Source organism: Pseudomonas sp. GW823-FHT01D03 (genome assembly GCF_058798255.1).
In genome coordinates, this window is record NZ_JBXAKK010000001.1 from 2,773,714 (window position 1) to 2,792,385 (window position 18,672).

Annotated in this window: 18 protein-coding genes; 7 read left to right on the forward strand and 11 right to left on the reverse strand. The window is 63.3% G+C overall.

Annotated features, from left to right (window positions below; all coding sequences use genetic code 11):
• Positions 1-57 precede the first annotated feature (57 nt).
• The 5 genes from AC1RBR_RS12035 to AC1RBR_RS12055 all read right to left on the reverse strand — a co-directional run bounded on the left by AC1RBR_RS12035 (position 58) and on the right by AC1RBR_RS12055 (position 6,548).
• A complete protein-coding gene (locus AC1RBR_RS12035; protein ID WP_492564550.1) occupies positions 58-1,323 on the reverse strand; it encodes an NAD(P)/FAD-dependent oxidoreductase in 1,266 nt (421 codons plus the stop codon).
• Between the two features lie 2 nt (positions 1,324-1,325).
• The gene (locus tag AC1RBR_RS12040; protein WP_492564552.1) at positions 1,326-2,903 is read right to left on the reverse strand and encodes an aldehyde dehydrogenase (NADP(+)); all 1,578 of its coding nucleotides are present in this window, start codon (positions 2,901-2,903) and stop codon (positions 1,326-1,328) included.
• Between the two features lie 71 nt (positions 2,904-2,974).
• Positions 2,975-3,922, reverse strand: a complete 948-nt coding sequence (locus AC1RBR_RS12045) for a dihydrodipicolinate synthase family protein (protein WP_027613817.1) — start codon at positions 3,920-3,922, stop codon at positions 2,975-2,977.
• A gap of 49 nt (positions 3,923-3,971) precedes the next feature.
• Positions 3,972-4,898: a 4-hydroxyproline epimerase gene (locus AC1RBR_RS12050; protein ID WP_492564554.1), complete on the reverse strand. Its 927-nt coding sequence runs from the start codon at positions 4,896-4,898 to the stop codon at positions 3,972-3,974.
• A 21-nt stretch (positions 4,899-4,919) separates the two neighbouring features.
• Complete coding sequence (locus tag AC1RBR_RS12055) at positions 4,920-6,548, reverse strand: APC family permease (RefSeq protein ID WP_492564556.1); 1,629 nt, start codon at positions 6,546-6,548, stop codon at positions 4,920-4,922.
• A 200-nt stretch (positions 6,549-6,748) separates the two neighbouring features.
• On the opposite strand from AC1RBR_RS12055, the gene AC1RBR_RS12060 reads away from it, so the two are divergent.
• Positions 6,749-7,522 (forward strand): helix-turn-helix domain-containing protein, encoded by a 774-nt coding sequence (locus AC1RBR_RS12060; RefSeq protein WP_492567229.1) that lies wholly within the window; start codon positions 6,749-6,751, stop codon positions 7,520-7,522.
• Between the two features lie 10 nt (positions 7,523-7,532).
• On the opposite strand, the gene phnE is transcribed toward AC1RBR_RS12060, so the two are convergent.
• From phnE to AC1RBR_RS12085, 5 genes are all read right to left on the reverse strand, one after another.
• Positions 7,533-8,300 (reverse strand): phosphonate ABC transporter, permease protein PhnE, encoded by a 768-nt coding sequence (gene phnE, locus AC1RBR_RS12065; RefSeq protein WP_492564558.1) that lies wholly within the window; start codon positions 8,298-8,300, stop codon positions 7,533-7,535.
• Positions 8,297-9,124: a PhnE/PtxC family ABC transporter permease gene (locus AC1RBR_RS12070; protein WP_330207475.1), complete on the reverse strand. Its 828-nt coding sequence runs from the start codon at positions 9,122-9,124 to the stop codon at positions 8,297-8,299. The genes phnE and AC1RBR_RS12070 overlap by 4 nt, the downstream gene beginning before the upstream one ends.
• Complete coding sequence (locus tag AC1RBR_RS12075; RefSeq protein ID WP_492564560.1) at positions 9,118-9,915, reverse strand: phosphonate ABC transporter ATP-binding protein; 798 nt, start codon at positions 9,913-9,915, stop codon at positions 9,118-9,120. Before AC1RBR_RS12075 ends, AC1RBR_RS12070 begins: the two co-directional genes overlap by 7 nt.
• Positions 9,912-10,775, reverse strand: coding sequence for a putative selenate ABC transporter substrate-binding protein (locus AC1RBR_RS12080; protein WP_095135363.1), 864 nt, complete (start codon positions 10,773-10,775; stop codon positions 9,912-9,914). Before AC1RBR_RS12080 ends, AC1RBR_RS12075 begins: the two co-directional genes overlap by 4 nt.
• A 157-nt stretch (positions 10,776-10,932) precedes the next feature.
• A complete protein-coding gene (locus AC1RBR_RS12085) occupies positions 10,933-11,331 on the reverse strand; it encodes a RidA family protein (protein WP_492564562.1) in 399 nt (132 codons plus the stop codon).
• 122 nt (positions 11,332-11,453) lie between these two features.
• On the opposite strand from AC1RBR_RS12085, the gene AC1RBR_RS12090 reads away from it, so the two are divergent.
• The gene (locus AC1RBR_RS12090; protein ID WP_492564564.1) at positions 11,454-12,377 is read left to right on the forward strand and encodes a LysR family transcriptional regulator; all 924 of its coding nucleotides are present in this window, start codon (positions 11,454-11,456) and stop codon (positions 12,375-12,377) included.
• Here the strand turns inward: AC1RBR_RS12090 and AC1RBR_RS12095 are convergent.
• Positions 12,358-13,218 carry a LysR substrate-binding domain-containing protein gene (locus tag AC1RBR_RS12095; protein WP_492564566.1) on the reverse strand — a complete coding sequence of 287 codons (861 nt, stop codon included), beginning with the start codon at positions 13,216-13,218 and terminating at the stop codon, positions 12,358-12,360. The genes AC1RBR_RS12090 and AC1RBR_RS12095 overlap by 20 nt on opposite strands.
• A 135-nt stretch (positions 13,219-13,353) precedes the next feature.
• Between AC1RBR_RS12095 and AC1RBR_RS12100 the strand changes: the two genes are divergently transcribed.
• Genes AC1RBR_RS12100 through AC1RBR_RS12120 form a run of 5 tightly spaced genes read left to right on the forward strand, consistent with a single transcriptional unit; the run spans position 13,354 to position 18,662 of the window.
• On the forward strand, positions 13,354-14,406 hold the full coding sequence (locus tag AC1RBR_RS12100; RefSeq protein WP_492564567.1) for an agmatine deiminase family protein: 1,053 nt from the start codon (positions 13,354-13,356) through the stop codon (positions 14,404-14,406).
• A gap of 3 nt (positions 14,407-14,409) precedes the next feature.
• Entirely contained in the window at positions 14,410-15,318 is a 909-nt protein-coding gene (gene aguB, locus AC1RBR_RS12105; RefSeq protein WP_492564569.1) for an N-carbamoylputrescine amidase, read from the forward strand.
• A gap of 1 nt (position 15,319) precedes the next feature.
• Complete coding sequence (locus tag AC1RBR_RS12110; protein ID WP_492564571.1) at positions 15,320-16,423, forward strand: extracellular solute-binding protein; 1,104 nt, start codon at positions 15,320-15,322, stop codon at positions 16,421-16,423.
• Between the two features lie 47 nt (positions 16,424-16,470).
• The gene (locus tag AC1RBR_RS12115; protein ID WP_492564573.1) at positions 16,471-17,589 is read left to right on the forward strand and encodes an agmatine deiminase family protein; all 1,119 of its coding nucleotides are present in this window, start codon (positions 16,471-16,473) and stop codon (positions 17,587-17,589) included.
• A 50-nt stretch (positions 17,590-17,639) separates the two neighbouring features.
• Positions 17,640-18,662 carry a GlxA family transcriptional regulator gene (locus tag AC1RBR_RS12120; protein WP_492564575.1) on the forward strand — a complete coding sequence of 341 codons (1,023 nt, stop codon included), beginning with the start codon at positions 17,640-17,642 and terminating at the stop codon, positions 18,660-18,662.
• The last annotated feature ends 10 nt before the right edge of the window (positions 18,663-18,672 follow it).

The window sequence follows — 18,672 nt, forward strand, 5'->3', positions numbered from 1 at the left end:
TATGCGCGGGGCCAAGGTCGGCGCTCAGTATGAAACCAAAAACGTTTCATCGGTATCTCAGAAACGACCCAGTCGATAGGCATCCATCGTCGGCACGCCGGAATGGGTCGAGGGAGACGCCAACTGAGCAATCATCTCGGCAGTCACCGCCGCCTGCGTCAGCCCCAGATGCTGATGCCCGAACGCGAGCAGCACCTTGCCGTCGCAGACCTTGTCGATGACCGGCAACGAATCCGGTAGCGACGGACGAAAACCCATCCACGGCGTCGCGTCCTCCACATTCAAATCATGGCGGAACAAGCCCTTGCTCAAGTGATGCAATTGCCAGGCGCGCTCCATGAACGGCGGGCGCTGCAGGCCGGCGAACTCCACCGTACCGGCCAGGCGCAGGCCGCCGGTCATTGGCGTCATGATGAACTTGCGCTCCAGCGAGGTGACGGCGAACGGCAGGCGTCCGTGCTCGTGCGGCAACATCAGGTGATAGCCGCGCTCGGTGTCCAGCGGCACGCGTTTACCGGTCAGCGCAGTGGTGAGCTTCGCCGAGTGCGCGCCACAGGCGATCAGCACCTGCCGCGCGGTGACGCGGCCCTGATCTGTGAGCAACGACACGCCATGCTCCTGCAACTGGCCGCCCTGAACTTCCTGCTGGAAGAACTGCACGCCGGCCGTTTTGGCGGCGCTCACCAGTTCACACACCACTTGATACGGATCGAGAAAATGCCCGGTGCGCGGGTAGAACAATCCGCCATGAATCTGTTCACTGAGCTGCGGCGCGCGCTTCCTTACGGCGTTGGCCGACCACAACTCCACCGGCACCTGCTGCTGACGCATGCGCGCCTGCAAGGCATCGATGGCTGGCCGCGACTCGGCGCGCTCGAACACCAGCAGCGAGCCATCCTCCTTGAGCAGGTCGGGGCGGGCGATGCTGTGCAGCAGGCGCTTCCAGGCGTCGAGGCTGCTTTCATTCAGCGCGCGCAAACCGGCCACGGTGCGCTGAAACGGCGCGGGGCGCAGGTTCAGCAGCAGGCGGGTGAACCACGGCACGGCGCGTGGCAGATACTTCCAGTCCAGGCGCAGTGGTCCCATCGGGTCCATCAGCATCGCCGGCAGACGCTTGAGGATCGACGCATCGGCAATCGGGAACACCTGCTCGGTGGCCAGATGCCCGGCGTTGCCGAACGAGGCGCCATGACCGGGTGGCTGGCGGTCGATGACCACCACCCGTTTACCCTGACGCGCCAGTTGCAGGGCGCAGGCGACACCGATGATGCCGGCGCCGATCACCGCGATATCGGCGTTGTCCGCTGTGAGGTTGTCGGGCATGTTCAGGCTTCCCTCTGGCCGTCGAGCAAGCGCCGTAATTGCAGCGGATTCGCCTGTTTCAGCGGCTGCGGCAGCAGGCTGTCGGGAAAATCCTGATAACACACCGGACGCAGGAAACGCAGGATCGCCGCCGTGCCGACCGAGGTGCTGCGCGAATCCGACGTGGCCGGGAACGGCCCGCCATGCACCATCGCATCGCACACTTCGACCCCGGTCGGCCAGCCGTTGACCAGTAGGCGTCCGGCCTTGCGCTCCAGTGTTGGCAACAAGGCCCGGGCGTGATCCAGATCGGCGTCATCCAGGTGCAGGGTGGCGGTCAATTGGCCTTCGAGGTGCTCGCAGACCTGACGGATTTCATCGTCGTTGGCACATCGCACGATCAGCGACGCCGAGCCGAATATTTCACCTTGCAGACGCACATCAGCGAGGAAGTCCTGCGCCTGAGTGACGAACAACTGCGCCTGACACTGGTTCGGCCCTTCAGTCGCGAGACCGCTCGCCACGCGTTGCGCCTGAGGATGTTCGGCCAACGCGGCGACCGCGCTTGAATAGGCCCGGAAAATCCCCGGCGTAAGCATGGTCTGCGCCGGGCTGCGCTGGACCCCTTCGGCGGCAGCGGCGATGAAACTGTCCAGTGCCGTCCCCTGGCGAGCAATGACCAGCCCGGGATTGGTGCAGAACTGCCCGGCGCCCTGAGTCAGCGAGGCGACAAAGCCCTGCGCCAACGCTTCGCCCCGTGCGGCGAGCGCTGCGGGAAACAGCAGCACCGGATTGATCGAACTCATTTCCGCATACACCGGAATCGGTTCCGGCCGCGCTTGCGCCGCTCGGCTCAGGGCGAGGCCGCCACTGCGCGAGCCGGTGAAGCCCACCGCCTTGATGCGCCAATCGCTGACCAACGCAATGCCGACCTCATTGCCGGAACCGAACAGCAGCGAAAACACGCCCTCAGGCAATGCACACTTTTTCACCGCGCGACTCAGCGCTTGGCCGACCAGTTCACTGGTGCCGGGATGCGCGCTGTGTGCCTTGACGATCACCGGGCAACCGGCGGCCAGCGCCGAAGCGCTGTCGCCGCCCGCCACGGAGAACGCCAGCGGAAAGTTGCTGGCGCCGAACACGGCCACTGGCCCCAGCGCGATCTGCCGCTGGCGCAGATCCGCACGCGCAGCGGGTTGACGCTCAGGCTGAGCATTGTCGATCCGCACATCCAGCCATTCGCCGGCACGTACGGTGCGGGCAAAGGTGCGCAATTGCCCGCAGGTGCGCCCGCGTTCGCCTTGAATACGTGCGCGTGGCAGGCCGCTTTCGGCCACGGCACGGTCGATCAGCGCATCGCCAAGGGCTTCGATCTCATTGGCGATGGTTTCGAGAAATTCGGCGCGAGCCTCCAGGGACGTCTCGCGATAACGATCAAAAGCCTGCCACGCCAGTGCGCAGGCCTGTTCGACATGCTCGCTGCTGCCCCCGGCGTAGGCCGGTTGCAGCGCCGCGTCGGTGGCGGGATTGATCGCGCGGATCGCTTCACGGCTGCCGGCAACGGCTCGGCCGCCGATCAACATGTGGCCTGTCAGAGTCATGACGCTTCCTTGAAAAAAAGAGGTGAAGCCCCGGCATCTCGCCGGGGCAGGAGCAGGGGCAGGGGTTGCGGTCAGGCGAGGTTCTGTTCGGCAGACCAGTTTTTGTACCACTGACGGAACAGCGCGTACTGGGTCTCGGCGTAACGGCGCTGGGCATCGCTGAGGGCGTCGGTTTCGTTGAAGTGCAGGGCGTATTCGCGGTCGCCGTTGAGCACCATCAGGTGCTTGTAATACAGCACCAGATCGCAACCTTCATCGAACGACGACAGCACCGCCAGCGCCGCTTCCAGTTCGCGGGCAAGACGTCGGGCCTTGGCATCGCCCTTGGCTGCTTGCTTGCTCAGCGCCACCAATTGCAGCACTTCGCGCGGCAGGGCGTTGCCGATGCCGGTGATCGCGCCGGTGGCGTTGCAGTTGACGAAGCCGTGCACCACTTGCGTATCGACACCGACCATCAGGGTCACGGCATCGTCCTGCGAGGTGATGTTTTCGGCGGCGTAGCGCAAGTCGGCGCCACCGCCGAACTCCTTGAAGCCGATCAGGTTCGGGTGTTCGCGGCGCAGTTCGAAGAACAGGTCGGCGCGGGTGGCGAAGCCGTAGTAGGGGCTGTTGTAGATCACCGCCGGCAAGTTCGGCGCGGCGTTGAGGATCGCGGCGAAGTGGGCTTTTTGCGCGGTGGCCGAAGCACCACGGGACAAGACACGTGGAATCACCATCAGGCCATGGGCGCCGACTTTCGCCGCATGCGCGGCATGGGACACCGCTTCACGGCTGTTGACCGCGCCAGTGCCGACAATGGTCGGCACCCCGGCGGCGACCAGACGCGCCACGCCTTCCTGACGCTCAGCCTCGGTCAGCAGCGGCCAGTCGCCCATCGAGCCGCAGTAAACCACCGCGCTCATGCCGATATCGATCAGCTCGCGACCCTTGGCCACCAGTGCGTCGAAGTCAGGTTTGCGCGCGGCGGTGCACGGGGTCATCAGCGCGGGAATGCAGCCAGTGAAGATGTTATCGCTCATTGTTGTAGCTCCTCGGGACATTCATTCAGATCGGTAGAAAGCGGGGCACTCAGATGCCCCAGGCGAAAGGATCCTGCTCGTCGATCAGCAGGGTGGCGTCGGCGGTCATGTAGGCGCGGCCGGTGATGAACGGGCGCACGCGCTCGCCGTGCCATTCGAAGCGGCCTTCGAACTGGCTGCCGGTGATGCTGGCCTGAGTCCAGACCTGGCCTTCGGCGAGTTTGCCGTCAGCGGCCAGGCAGGCGAGTTTGGCGCTGGTGCCGGTGCCGCAGGGCGAGCGGTCGTAGGCTTTGCCCGGGCACATGACGAAGTTGCGGCTGTCGGCGTGGGCGTCGTCGGCAAACAGTTCGACGTGGTCGATCAGCGCGCCGTCCTCGCCATGGATGCCCTGGGCCTCGAGAGCCTTGAGCATCGCCCAGGTGTAATCGGTCAGGGCGTCGACGTTGCTCATCTGCAGGTCCTGGCCGTGCTCGGAAACCAGGAAAAACCAGTTGCCGCCCCAGGCGATATCGCCGGACACGCGACCGTAACCGGGCACATCCACCGGCACCTGTTTGCGGTAGCGCCAGGCCGGGACGTTGCCCAGGGTCACCGCGCCGTCTTCGTGCAGCGTGGCGCTGACCGGGCCGACCGGGGTGTCGATCTTGTGCACGCCCGGTTCGATCAGCCCCAGGTAATGCAGCGAGTTGACCAGGCCGATGGTGCCGTGGCCGCACATGCCGAGGTAGCCGGCGTTGTTGAAGAAAATCACCCCGCAGGTGGCATCCGGCGACACCGGCGCGCAGTACAGCGCACCGACCAGCACGTCGTTGCCACGGGGCTCCAGCAGGCAGGCGCGGCGCCATTGATCGTGGCCCTCGCGCAAGGCATCGCGCTTCTCGGCCATGCTGTTGCCGGGCAGCTCGGGGAAGCCTTTCATCACCAGGCGCGTGGGTTCACCGCCAGTGTGGGAATCGATGATGTGCAGTCGTTTCATGGTTCGTCCCTTGAGTGAAGGTCAGGCGTGAGCAGGGCGCTGGCCCGTTGCCGAATGGGTGGAGGATTCAGCGGCTTCGCTTTCGTCGTCCTCGGTTTCCAGACGAATCAGGCGTGCCGGCACGCCGGTGGCCGCGCCCCAGTAGTAGATGGCCAGCGCGCAGACCGCGACGATCACCGTGTCGAACGGATGGCTGAGCACGCCGATGCCGCCGAAACTGCCGAGCTTGGAGAGGACGATGGTCACCGCGTAGAAGCCGATCAGCCACGCCGAAGAGCGCACTTGCTGGCCAAGATTGAGGTGCGCGGTCGGCACCATGCGCCCGCACAGCAGGTAGATGACAAACATCAGGATTTGCAGGCCGAGCAACCACGACACGGTGCCCCAGCCCGACCAGTAGACAATCAGCGCGGCGATGATGAACGACAGCGGCCCAAGCACGCTCATGCCCTTGACCCGGAACGGACGCGGCATGTCCGGCGCATTGCGACGCAGTGCGGCCACCGTCACCGGCGCCACCGCATAGCTCAATACCAGCGCGGCGGAGACCACGTTGATCAGCGCTTCCCACGACGGGAACGGCAGGGTCCAGAACACCGACAGGCCAAAGGTCAGCCACAGCGCCGGGCGCGGGATGCCGGATTTTTCGTCGATGCGGGTGAAAATCTTGAAGAACGTCCCGGTCTGCGCCCAGCCGTAGATCACCCGTGGCGTGGCGTTCATGTAGATATTGCCGCAGCCGCTGGGCGAGATCACCGCATCGGCCACCACCAGATACGCCAGCCAGCCGACACCCAGTGCCAGAGCGATGTCGCGGTACGGCAGGGCCAGTTCCTTGGCGACGCCGGCCCAGCCATTGGCGAGCATTTCGGTCGGGATGCCGCCGAGGAAAGCGGTTTGCAGCAGCACGTAGATTGCGGTGGACAGCAGCACCGACAGGATCAGCGCAATCGGGATCGTGCGTTGCGGGTTCTTCACTTCACTGGCCACGGAAATGATCGGCGTCAGGCCCAGATACGCGAAGATCACCCCGCCGGCCGACACGGCCATTTCAATGCCGGACAGGCCGAACGGCGCAAAGCCGTGCACTTCGAAATTCGCCGGTTTGAAGAAGCTGAACAGCACGCCGATCACCAGCAGCGGCACGATGAACTTGAACACGCTGACCAAATTGTTGGCCATGGCGAAGGTCTTCACGCTGCGGTAATTGAGCAGGAAAAACAGGCACAACAGCCCGAACTGTACGAACCAGCCCAGCACGGTCGGGTCGCTGGAGCCGACCTTGGTCAACTCGGGAAACCACGCCGCCGCATATTGCCGCGAGGCGACCACTTCGATCGCCACCAGGCTGGAAAACGCGATCAGCGTAATGAAGCCCATCAAGTAGCCGAGCAGCGGGCCGTGGGAGTAAACCGGGTAACGCACCACACCGCCGGCACGGGGCAACGCGGCGCCCAATTCGCAGTAGACGATGCCCAGCAGCAATACGGCGAAACCACCGAGCAGCCAGGAAAAGATCCCCGCCGGGCCGGCGATGGCCGATACGTGACTGGCGGCGAACAACCAGCCCGAACCGAAGATCGCCCCCAGTCCGATGAACGTGAGGTCTATCAGTGAAAGTTGTTTCTTGAACTTGCCTTGGCCTGTCATAGCGTCGCCTTCTTGTTGGTTGTTGGAGGGGCGTGCAGTGGCGCTACAGTGAACTCATCAGGCATGGGCGATTGATGTTTTTTGCCGGTGACGATGACGAAATCAGCACAATGGCCCACGGCAAAGGCCCGGCTCGACAGGCATGTCAGCCATGGGGCAATCTGCGTGCAAGTGATAAAACCGAGTGGGGAGTGAAAGGCATGCCGCAGAACGCGTTTGCGATCCTGAGCCAGCACAACGAAGCGAGCCGACCGCACAGCCTTGACGATCTGCTCGCCGGCGTGGCGCTGCTGTTGCCGATGCTCGATGTGATTCCCAACGCGGCGATCTTCATCAAGGATCCGCAGGCGCGCTACGTCATGGCCAACCAGACGCTGGTGCAGCGCTGCGGTTTGAAGGACCTGCGACCGTTATTGGGCAAGACCAGCGCCGAGGTGTTTCCGGCGCAATTGGGCCCGGGCTACACCGAGCAGGATCGACGGGTGCTGGAAGAAGGGTTTGTGCTGGAAGATCAGCTGGAGCTGCATCTGTACGGCAGCCGCGAACCGGGCTGGTGCCTGACCCATAAGCGTCCGCTGTACGACCGCGACAACCGGATCATCGGCCTGGCGGGAATTTCCGTCGACCTGCAAACCGCCAGCGAAACCCATCCGGCGTATCAGCGACTGGCGGCGGTAGACGAGTACATCCGGGCGAACTTCAATCAGCGCGTCAGCCTGAGCGAACTGACGCGCATCGCCGGAATTTCAGTGGCGCAACTGGAGCGCTACTGCAAGCGCGTGTTCCACCTGACGCCGCGGCAGATGATCCAGAAGGTGCGTCTTGAGCATGCGCATCGGCTGTTGCACGGCGAGTTGCCGATCACCGAAGTGGCGCTGCAGTGCGGTTATACCGACCACAGCGCGTTCACCCGGCAGTTCAAGGCTTCGACCGGATTCACCCCGCGCCAGTATCGCTTGGCGACAACGCCCTGAGGCTTGCGCGTCAGGCCTTGACCCAGCGCTGCCGGCTCCACGCACTCAGCGAATCCACGCCCAGCACCAGAATCAGCATCGCCAGAATCACCGTGCTCGCCTGCGCTTCCTGAAACAGGCTGAGGCTGACATACAGCATCTGCCCCAAACCCCCGGCACCGACGAAGCCCAGCACGCTGGCCATGCGAATGTTGTTTTCCCAGCGATACAGGCAATACGCGAGCAATTGCGGAGCGAGGTTGGGCAGGGTGCCGTAGCAGAACGCGAGCACCGGGTTGCCGCCCTGCAAGCGGATCGCTTCGGCCGGTTCCGGCGGGGTATTTTCCAGCGCTTCGGCGAACAACCGGCCGAGCACGCCGGTGGTGTGCAGGGCCAGCGCCAGGGTGCCGGCATTCGGGCCGAGGCCGGCGGCGAGCACCATCAGTGCCGCCCACACCAGTTCCGGAATCGCTCGCAGGCCGTTGAGCAGCAGGCGCGAAGCGCTTTGCAGCGGCCAGCCGAAGCGTCCGGCGGCGGGCAGCGCGAGGAGGATGCCGAACACCGCTGCGAGCAGGGTGCCGAGGGCCGACATGGCGAGGGTTTCCAGCGCGCCCTTGAGGATCGCCCGCAAGTGCGTGGCGCTCAGGTCCGGGCTGAGAAAGCGCTGCGCGTAGGCACCCATCTGCTTGAGGCTGGTGGCGCTGCCGAGTTCACCGAGGTCGAGTTCGAGGTAGCCGAACGAGGCGATGACCGCGACGCCAATCGCGACGATCAGCAACAGATTGATCAGGCGATTCATGTCAGCCTCCAGCGCAGCAGGCGGCTGAGTTGATCGGCACCGAGCACCAGAATCAGGAAGGTCAGCAACATGCTTGCCACTTCACCGCCGGCGAACATGCGCAGCGACAGATCGATCTGCTGGCCGAGGCCGCCGGCGCCGACAAACCCCATCACCACTGACGCACGAATCGCGCACTCCCAGCGATACACCGTGTACGACAGCAACTCCGCCGCGACATTCGGCAGAATCCCGTAGGCGAACGCCGCGAGCCGTCCGCTGCCGGCCTGCATCAAGGCATGCGCCGGACGCTGGTCGGTGGACTCGAAAATCTCCGCGTAGACCTTGCCGAGCATGCCGCTGTAGGTGATGGCGATCGCCAGTACACCGGCCGCCGGGCCGAGGCCCACGGCCCGTACAAACAGCAGCGCCCAGACGATCTCGGGCACGCTGCGCAAGAAGATCAGCAGCCCGCGCACCGGCCAGCGCAGCAAGCTTCCGACCCGACTGGGAATGCCGCTGCGGGACGCCGCCGACAACGACAGTGCGCGACTGGCAATCAGGCTCGCCGGCACCGCCAGCAGCAGCGCCAGAGCCATACCGGCGGTGGCGATGGCCAGGGTTTGCAGGGTCGCCTTGAGCAGTAACTGGAGAAAATCGTGGTCATGCGCGGGTGGCCAGAACCCGGAGATGAAACGACCCATTTCGGTCTGGCTGTCGCTGTGCAGCAGCACGCCAAGGTCCAGTTCGCTGAGCTGGATCCCCGGCCACAGCAGGGCAAGTGCCAGCAGGGTCAGCAACAATCGCGGCGCGGCGGCCGGGTCGCGTGAATCGGCCCTCAGCATCGCGGGATCTGCACAATCAGCGGCGCACTGGGCGTCGTCGGGCTTTGCAATTGCTCGTTGGCGTACAGCGTATCGAACATCTCGCGGCTGACCTGTTCGGCCGGGCTGTCGAACAGGATCTGGCCGTCGCGCAAACCGATGATGCGCGGAAAGTGCGCCAGCGCCAGTTCCACCGCATGCAGGCTCGCCACCAGCGTGACGTTATGTGCCCGGGCGTGCTGCGAGAGGATCGACAGTGTGTGCCCGGCGAGTACCGGGTCCATCGCCGACACCGGTTCGTCCGCCAGCAGAATCTCCGGTGCCTGATACAGCACCCGGGCAATGCCCACGCGCTGCAATTGGCCGCCGGACAATTGCTGGCAGTAAGCGAAGAGTTTGTCGCTCAGATCCAGGCGGGCGAGGGCCGCACGGGCGCCGGGAATATCCGTGGGATGCAGCAGATTAAGCAGGCTTTTGCCCAAACTCCACTGGCCGAGTTTGCCGGCCAGCACCGCCGTCACCACGCGCTGGCGCGGCGGCAGCGGTGGGGCTTGATGCACCAGGCCAATACGTGCGCGCAGGCGTTGCCGTTGACCGGCGGAGAGGTGCCAAGGGCGTTCGCCCAGCACCTCGATTTCACCGCTGCTGGGGCGCAATGCGGTGGCCAGCAAGTTCAACAGACTGGATTTGCCGGCCCCGGACGGGCCGATGATCGCCACCTGTTCGCCCGCACCAATCTGCAGGTCGACGCCACGCAGCGCATCGACTCCGTTGGCGTGGTGCAGACGGGCTTGTGTGAGGCTCAGGGTCATTTCAACAGTTCGGCAGCGCGAGCAGCTTCCTCGATGCCCTTGTAGTTCTCGGGTTTGGTGTCGATGAAGCGGCTGGCCGCCTGCAGATCAAGAATCTTCTTCTGCTCCGGGTTGGCCGGGTCGAGGTCGAGGAAGGCTTTCTTGATCTTCGCCGCCAGTGCCGGGTCGAGGGTGCCGCGCACGGTCCAGTTGTAATCGAAGTAGGCCGGGGTGGTGGCGAAAACCTTGACCTTGCTGGTGTCGACCTTGCCGGCGTCCACCAGTTTTTGCCAGACGCTGGCGTTCAGCACACCGGCATCGACCTTGCCCGCCTGAACCCAGGCGACAGTGGCGTCATGGGCGCCGGAATAGGCAACGCGACTGAAATAGGCTTCCGGCTTGATGTTGTCGTTCTTCAGCATGAAGTAGCGCGGCATCAAGCTGCCGGAGGTGGACGACACCGAACCGAAGGCAAAGGTCTTGCCCTTGAGGTCGGCCAGGCTCTTCACGTTCGGGTCGGCGGTGATGAATTTGCTGGTGAACTGCGCGTCCTGCTCGCGCTGCACCAGCGGGATCACCGGGGTGGTGGCGTCGGTCTTCAGGCGTGCCTGAACAAAGGTGAAACCGCCCAGCCAGGCCATGTCGAGGCGGTCGGTCGCCAGTGCTTCAACCACCGCCGGATAGTCGGCCACGGGAACGAACTGCACTTTCATGCCCAACTGCTGCTCCAGATACGCACCGAGCGGCTCGAACTTGCGCAGCAATTCGGTCGGGGCTTCATCGGGAATCGCGCTGACCCGCAACACATCGGCGGCATGCGCCACCAGAGCGGAAAAAGACAGGGCCAGACCAGCAGTCAGTGCCAGGGTTCGTTTGAGCATGGAAATCTCCGTTTCATGAGCGTCGCATTCTAAGCGCCACCGGGCGCGGTGTCGCGCCCGGGCGCTCAATCAGGTTAGACGAAACGGCGAGGTTATACGCAGCCGCGCTGTCAAAGGCCAGCAGCGGTGTCCGACGATGTTTTACCCCGGATTACGATCATGGGGTTTCCGGGAGTTTGGCAATCACCTTGATCTCGAACTGAAACCCGGCCAGCCAGGTCACGCCGACCGCAGTTATCGTCGGATACGGTGCGCTGCCCCAGAACTCCGGCACCACTTCCCAGATGGTTTCGAAGGTCGCTTGCGGATCAATCATGAACACCGTGACGTCCACCGCGTCGGCGAAGCTGCAACCGGCGGCACCGAGGATCGCATTGAGGTTGTTGAAGGCCAGGCGCACCTGGTCCTGCAGATCCGGCTCGGGCGAGCCGTCTTCACGGCTGCCGACCTGTCCCGAGACGAACAGAAAGCCGTTGGAACGAATCGCCGGCGAATAGCGATGGCGCTCGTAAAGCGCATGGCGGGCTGGTGGGAAAACGACGTCGCGCTGGGTCATGGGTATCTCCATCATTGTTTGGTGGTTGTTGATGGAGTGACTGTAGGGACTTGCGCAGTGGCGATAAACGCGCAAGCTTGGCGTTCACTGTTTGCAGATTCCAAACAATCGGAGGGCGAGAAGTGGATCGTTTCGATGCAATGCAGGCGTTCGCCCGGGTGGTCGAGGCGGGCAGTTTCACCAAGGCGGCCGAGACCTTGCACATGAGCAAGACCACCGTCACTCAGCTCGTCCAGCAGTTGGAAGCCCGGCTGCGGGTCAAGTTGCTCAATCGCACCACACGCAAGGTCAACGTCACTGCCGATGGCGCGATCTATTACGAGCGAGTCATCAAGCTGTTGGCCGATATGGACGACGCTGAAACCAGTCTGTCCGGCGCCTCGGCATTGCCCAGAGGACGCTTGCGCGTAGATGTGCCGAGTCCGCTGGCGAGGCTGATTCTGGTGCCGGCATTGCCTGAGTTTCATGCGCGTTATCCGGACATTCAGATCGATATGGGTGTCAGCGACCGCATCGTCGACATCATCGATGAAAACGTTGACTGCGTGGTGCGCGGCGGCGAATTGCTCGATCAGTCGCTGATGGCGCGGCGGGTGGCCGATCTTCAACTCGGGGTCTTCGCTGCGCCGAGTTACCTGGCCCGCGCCGGCACGCCGCAGCATCCACGCGAGCTGGAAGACTCGCATCATCGGGTGGTCGGCTTTCTCTGGGCGCGCACCGGCAAACCGGTGCCTTACGCCTTGCACAATGGCAGCGAGCACCTGCAGATCAAAGGCCGCCACGTGCTCGCCGTCGACGACGGTAACGCCTACCTTGCGGCAGGGCTGGCCGGCATGGGTGTGCTGTGGCTGCCCAGGTACATGTCGCATGCGCATCAGGCCCGGGGCGAGTTGGTGCCGCTGTTCGAGGACTGGCAACTTGAGCCGATGCCGCTCTATGTGGCGTACCCGCCGAACCGGCATGTGAGCCTGAAACTGCGGGTGTTCGTTGACTGGATCGTGGAGCTGATGGCTCAGCATGCGCCGGTCATTGAGCATCGAGGTTAGTGATCAGCCACTCGCAGAAACTGCGCGCCAGCGGATCATTCTCGCTGTCGCGATGGGTCAACAGCGCCCAGTTCGGCCCACGAATAGTTTGCTCCACCAAGGGCTGCAACAGCCCGTTTTCCTGCGCCTGACGGCTGAGCAACTGACTGACCAGTGCTATCCCCAGCCCCGCCGCAGCGGCATCGAGCAGCAGGCCTGGATCGGAAAAATTCAGCCCCTGATCCTGCTGCCCGACATCGACGCCGGCCTCCACCGCCCAGTGGCTCCAATCCATTTCCCGCTCACCGTGAAGGGTGGTGCGCTGCGCAGCGGGCTGCGCCAAAACGCTGGGATGACACGCCGGAAACAGGCGGTCGGCATGCAGCACCTTGAAGCTGCATTCAGCCTGGGAGCTGATGTCGTCGCGCACCGCCAGGTCGATGGTTTGCGTGGCCATGTCCGGCACTTCATCGGTGCTGAAAATCCACAGATCGACTTGCGGATGCTGGCGCCGAAAATCTGCCAGACGCGGCAGCAGCCAGTGCCGGGCGAACGCTGGCGTGGTGTTGAGCACCAGTTGATTGGGCTTCTGATATTGCCCCAGACGGCGGATACCGACCGCCAGTTGCTGCAGCATCGCCTGGGTGGTGCTGAGCAGATCGTGGCCGGCATCGGTCAACGCCACGCTGCGGCCGCTGCGAAAGAACAGCGGTTGTTCGAGGTACGCCTCGAGGCTGCGGATCTGCTGGCTGATCGCCGATTGGGTGAGGCTCAACTCATCGGCCGCCTTGTGAAAACTGCCGAGGCGCGCAGCCGCTTCGAAGCCGCGCAGGGAACTGAGCGGCGGCCAGTGCTTGAGCATATCGATAAGTTCCTCTAATCAGTTGTGCGCTAAATCCATCGTTTGTTGACGCGATTTGCGCGCCGTAGCATTCACCTCACGCCAAATCCCGGCAATTTCCATCGAACACAATGGCTTAATCGAGAGGTACTTGTCATGCCGCGCAACGAGAATAACAACAACGCTTGGATGATGCCTGCCGAATGGGTGACGCACGCGGCGACGTGGATGGTCTGGCCGCATAACCAGGCGCTGTGGGAGTCGGGGTGGCGCGTGACTTTGCCTCTGGTGCAGGAAGATTTCGCCCGAGTCGCCAACGCCATCGCGCGCTTCGAACCGGTGAAAATGGTCGTGGACCCTTCGGCGCTAGCGAGCGCCAAAGCCCTGTGCGGGCCGAACATCGAGCTGATCCCGCTGGCGGTCAACGACAGCTGGTGCCGCGACTCCGGCCCGAGCTTTGTCTGCCACCCGCAACAAGGGCTGGCCGGTGTCAGTTGGCGCTTCAACGCCTGGGGCGGCAAGTCGGCGCATGAGCTGGACGAAAGCCTCGCGCGGCGCGCACTCAATCATCTGGGGCTGGAATGCTTCGGCACGCCGTTGAGCAACGAGGGCGGGGCGATTCATGTCGACGGCGAGGGCACGCTGATCACCACCGAGTCGGTGCTGCTCAACCCCAATCGCAACCCGGGCATTGGCAAGGCCGAAATGGAGGAGATTTTCAGCCGTTTGCTCGGCGTGAAGAAAACCATCTGGCTGCCGGGCGATCCGGGTTACGTCACCGGCGACATGACTGACGGCCACGTCGATGGCGTCTGCGCCTTCGCCCGTGCCGGGGTATTGCTGGTGGATGCGACGCATGACCAAAGCTCGGTGTACGCCGAAGTGGTGCGCGAAAACCGTCGTGCACTGGAACTGGCCACCGACGCACAGGGCCGCAAATTCGAGCTGATCGAACTCTACGAAGCCAGCGAAGCGGTGGACAGCGACGCCGAAGTGTTCTGCGCCTCGTACACCAATTTCTACATCGCCAACGGCGCGATCATCATGCCGGCCTACGGCATCGAGGCCGACGAGGCGGCGGCCAAAGTGCTGGCGCAGGCATTCCCCGGACGCGAAGTGGTGCCGGTGCGTATCAATCATCTGGCCCATGGCGGCGGCGGGGTGCATTGCATCACCCAGCAGCAACCCGCCTGGCCGGTGGAGGGTTGAGCGATGAGCAATCTGACCATCGCCACCACTCAGATGCCGTGCACCTGGGACCTGCCGCGCAACCTCGATCAGGCCGAGCAACTGGTGCGTGAGGCCGCCGCGAAGGGCGCGCAGGTGATCCTGTTGCAGGAGCTGTTCGCCACGCCGTATTTCTGCATCGAGCAGAGCCACAAACATCTGGCGCTGGCCGAGGAGTATCGCGAAAGCCGCGTGCTGCAGCGTTTCGCTGCGCTGGCCAAAGAGCTGGGCGTGGTGCTGCCGCTGAGCTGGTTCGAGAGGGCCGGCAACGCCTTCTTCAATTCGTTGAGTGTGGCCGATGCCGACGGGCGTCTGTCGGGGGTGTATCGCAAGACCCACATCCCCAACGCCATCGGCTATCAGGAGAAGGAATATTTCAGCCCCGGCGATAGCGGTTTCCGCGTGTGGGACACCGCGTTCGGCCGCCTCGGCGTGGGTATCTGCTGGGATCAGTGGTTTCCCGAGACTGCGCGTTGCCTGGCGTTGATGGGCGCTGAAGTGCTGCTGTTTCCCACGGCTATCGGCTCCGAGCCGGGCTGCGCGGCGCTGGATTCTCGCGACCACTGGCAGATGACCATGCGCGGCCATGCCGCCGCCAATCTGCTGCCGGTGGTGGCGGCCAACCGGGTCGGGCGCGAAGTGGCGAGCACCGATCCGTCGCTGCAGATGAGCTTCTACGGTTCGTCGTTCATCAGCGATCACAAGGGCAAGTTGCTGGCCGAAGCCGATCGCGACAGCACGGGCGTGCTGGTGCACAGCCTCGATCTCGATGCGATGCGCGAAGAGCGCCTGAGCTGGGGCATCTACCGCGACCGCAGGCCGGACATGTACGGCGCGCTGCTCAGTCAGGATGGTCGCAATCTTCATGCACGCTGGAACGCTCAAGGGGTTTGATATGGCTAAGCATCACAAACGACTGGTCGGCGTTCTGAGCCTGGCGCTGACCTGCGTGATTCCGTCGCTGCACGCCGAGGACAAAACCATGCGGCTGTACAACTGGGCCGATTATTTTGCCGAAGACACCCTGAGCCGCTTTACCGCGGAAACGGGGATCAAGGTGATTTACGACGTCATGGACGGCAGCGAAACGCTCGAAGCGAAGATGCTTTCAGGTGGCAGCGGCTATGACCTGATTTTCCCCGGCGACACCGTCGCCGAGCGCCTGATGCGCGCCGGCAGCCTGATGCCGCTGGACCCATCGAAGCTCACGGCGCTGGCCGACATCGAACCCGGTTTGCAGAAGCTGCGCAGCCATTACGAACACTCCAGCCAGGCCACCGTGCCTTACACCTGGGGCACCATCGGCCTGACCTACAACGCGGCGCAGATCAAGCAACGCATGGCCGACGCGCCGGTCAACAGCCTGGACATGCTGTTCAAACCGGAGCTGGCGGCGAAGTTTGCCGACTGCGGCATTTCGCTGATCGACTCGCCGGACGAAGTGCTGGCAGTGGTGCTCAATTATCTGGGGCGCGATCCGCGTAGCGCGAAACCGGTGGATCTGGCGGCGGCCAGTGAGGTGCTGATGAAGTTGCGGCCTTATGTGCGTAAGTTTCAGTCGCAACCGGTGACCGATCTGGTCAACGGCAACCTGTGCCTGTCGCTGGGCTACAGCGGCGACATGACCCAGGCCCAACGCACCTCGGACAGTGCCGGCAAGACCACCCGGTTCGAGTACCGCATCCCTCGCGAAGGCACCACGGTGTGGATGGACACCATGGCGATTCCCGTCGATGCGAAACACCCGGAATACGCCTACGCGTTCATCAATTTCGTGATGCGCCCGCAGAACATGGCGGCGATCAGTAACTTCACCGGTTACCCGACTTCCAACGCCAAGGCGCGGGACAGCGTCGATGCGGCGATGCGCAACAACCCGGACATCTACCTCGACGAGGCGACCTATGCTCGATTGATCCCGGGCAAGGACATTCCTCAGGCTGATATGCGCGCCCGCATGCGCACCTGGACCAAATTCAAAACCGCCACTCAGCCATGATCCAATGGCCGGCGCCCGGTCGCCGGCCCTTTTCAGGAAAACCAGATATGTCGACGCGTCGCGAATTCATCAAACAGGTATCGGTCGCCGCAGGTGTCAGCGCAGCCATGGGCCTTGGCCTGGCGCCGGGCAAACTGCTGGCGGCCAGCGCGGGAGATTGGTTCATGCCCGACGAGGGCGACCCGCACGAGCGCGCCTTCATTGCTTTCGGCGCACAGGATGCGATCTGGGAAGATTTCACCGCGGATGTGCAGGCAGCGCTGGGCCGGATCGCCCGCACCATTGCCGTTTATGAACCGGTCACGGTGTTGTGTCGCAGTGGCGAACGCAGCCTCGCCGAAGAGTATTGCGGCACCCGCAACGTCACCTACGTGACCGCCGCGCTCGACGACATCTGGATGCGTGACATCGGTGCCAATTTTGTCATCGACGACAAGGGCGGGCTCGGCGCGGTCGACTTCAATTTCAACGGTTGGGGCGACAAACAGCGGCACAGCAAGGATGCGAAAATCGCTGCACGAGTGGCCGCCGACGCCCAGGCGACGTACCTGCGCAGTGAACTGGTGGGCGAGGGTGGCGGCATTGAAGTCGACGGCCACGGAACCGGGATCATGACCGAAAGCAGCTGGATCAACAGCAACCGCAATCCCGGCTGGAGCAAGGCCGATGTCGAGGCTGAATTGAAGGAACGTCTGGGCCTGCGCAAAATCATCTGGCTGCCGGGGATCAAGGGCAAGGACATCACCGACGCCCACGTTGATTTCTATGCGCGGTTCATCAAGCCCGGTGTGGTCATTGCCAACCTCGACAACGACCCTGAATCCTACGATCACCAGGTCACGCTGGCGCACCTGGAAATCCTCAGGAAAGCCACCGACGCTGATGGTCGCAAACTGCAGATCCACACGATTTCGCCGCCGCTCAAGCCGCGCAAGAGCAAGTTCAACCAGAACAACCCGGATTTCGCTGCGGGTTACATCAACTATTTCGTGATCAACGGCGCGATCATCGCTCCGGAGTTCGGCGACAAGAAGGCGGATAAAAAGGCTTATGACCTGCTGTCGAAGCTGTACCCGGAGCGCAAAGTCGAGCTGCTGAACATCGATGTGATCGCTGCCGGCGGCGGCGGGATTCACTGCGTGACCAGTCATCAGCCACAAGCGTGATTGACTCTTTGGCCCTTCAAGCCAACTATCGGCGCATAACAACATGACCGATGGGCCAGACCTTGATCGAACGACGTCAATTCAGCGGAGGCATGAAGGGTAAAAACCTCCGCTATCTGAATGAGCAATCCGCCGAGACCCGCATCACCCGCACCGGTTTCCTGTTGCTGGAGCACTTTTCACTGCCGGCCTTCACCCAGGCGCTGGACACCATCATCACCGCCAACCTGTTGCGCGCCGGACTGTTCAGCTCGCGCACGTTCGGTTTGGGTGAGGGTGAGGTGATCAGCGATCTGGGGCTGGTGATTCGCCCGGATGCGCGGATTGATCCGGCCAGTCTTGCGGATCTGGACTTGCTGGTGGTGTGCGGCGGCTACCGCACTGAGCTGAAGGCCAGCGAAGAGTTGATCAGCCTGCTGCGCGCGGCAGCGGAACGCGGGGTCAGTCTGGCCGGTTTGTGGAACGGTGCGTGGTTTCTCGGCCGCGCCGGGCTGCTCGATGGCTTTCGTTGCGCGATCCACCCGGAACATCGTCCGGCGCTGACGGAAATTGCCAAAGCCACCCAGGTCAGCAGTGAACCTTATGTCATTGATCGCGACCGGCTCACCGCGTCGAGTCCGTCCGGAGCTTTCCATATGGCGCTGGATTGGATCAAGAGCCTGCACGGCAAGGCGCTGGTCGAAGGCATCGAGGACATTCTGGCGTTCGAGGAGTCGCGGTATCGGCGGATCAAACCGGATGAAAACCTCTGCGTCAGCGCACCGTTGCGCGAGGTGGTCAAGCTGATGGACGCCAACCTCGAAGAGCCGCTGGAGCTGGAGCAACTGGCGGTGTACGCCGGTCGCTCGCGGCGACAGCTGGAGCGCTTGTTCAAGGAGCAGCTCGGCACCACGCCGCAGCGTTATTATCTGGAACTGCGCATCACCGAAGCCCGGCGCCTGTTGCAGCACACCGAGCTGTCGCAGATGGATGTGCTGGTCGCCTGCGGTTTCGTTTCGCCGAGCCATTTCAGCAAGTGCTACAGCGCGTTTTTCGGTTATCGCCCGTCCAGGGAAAAACGCCTGGTCAAATAGACCGAGGCGT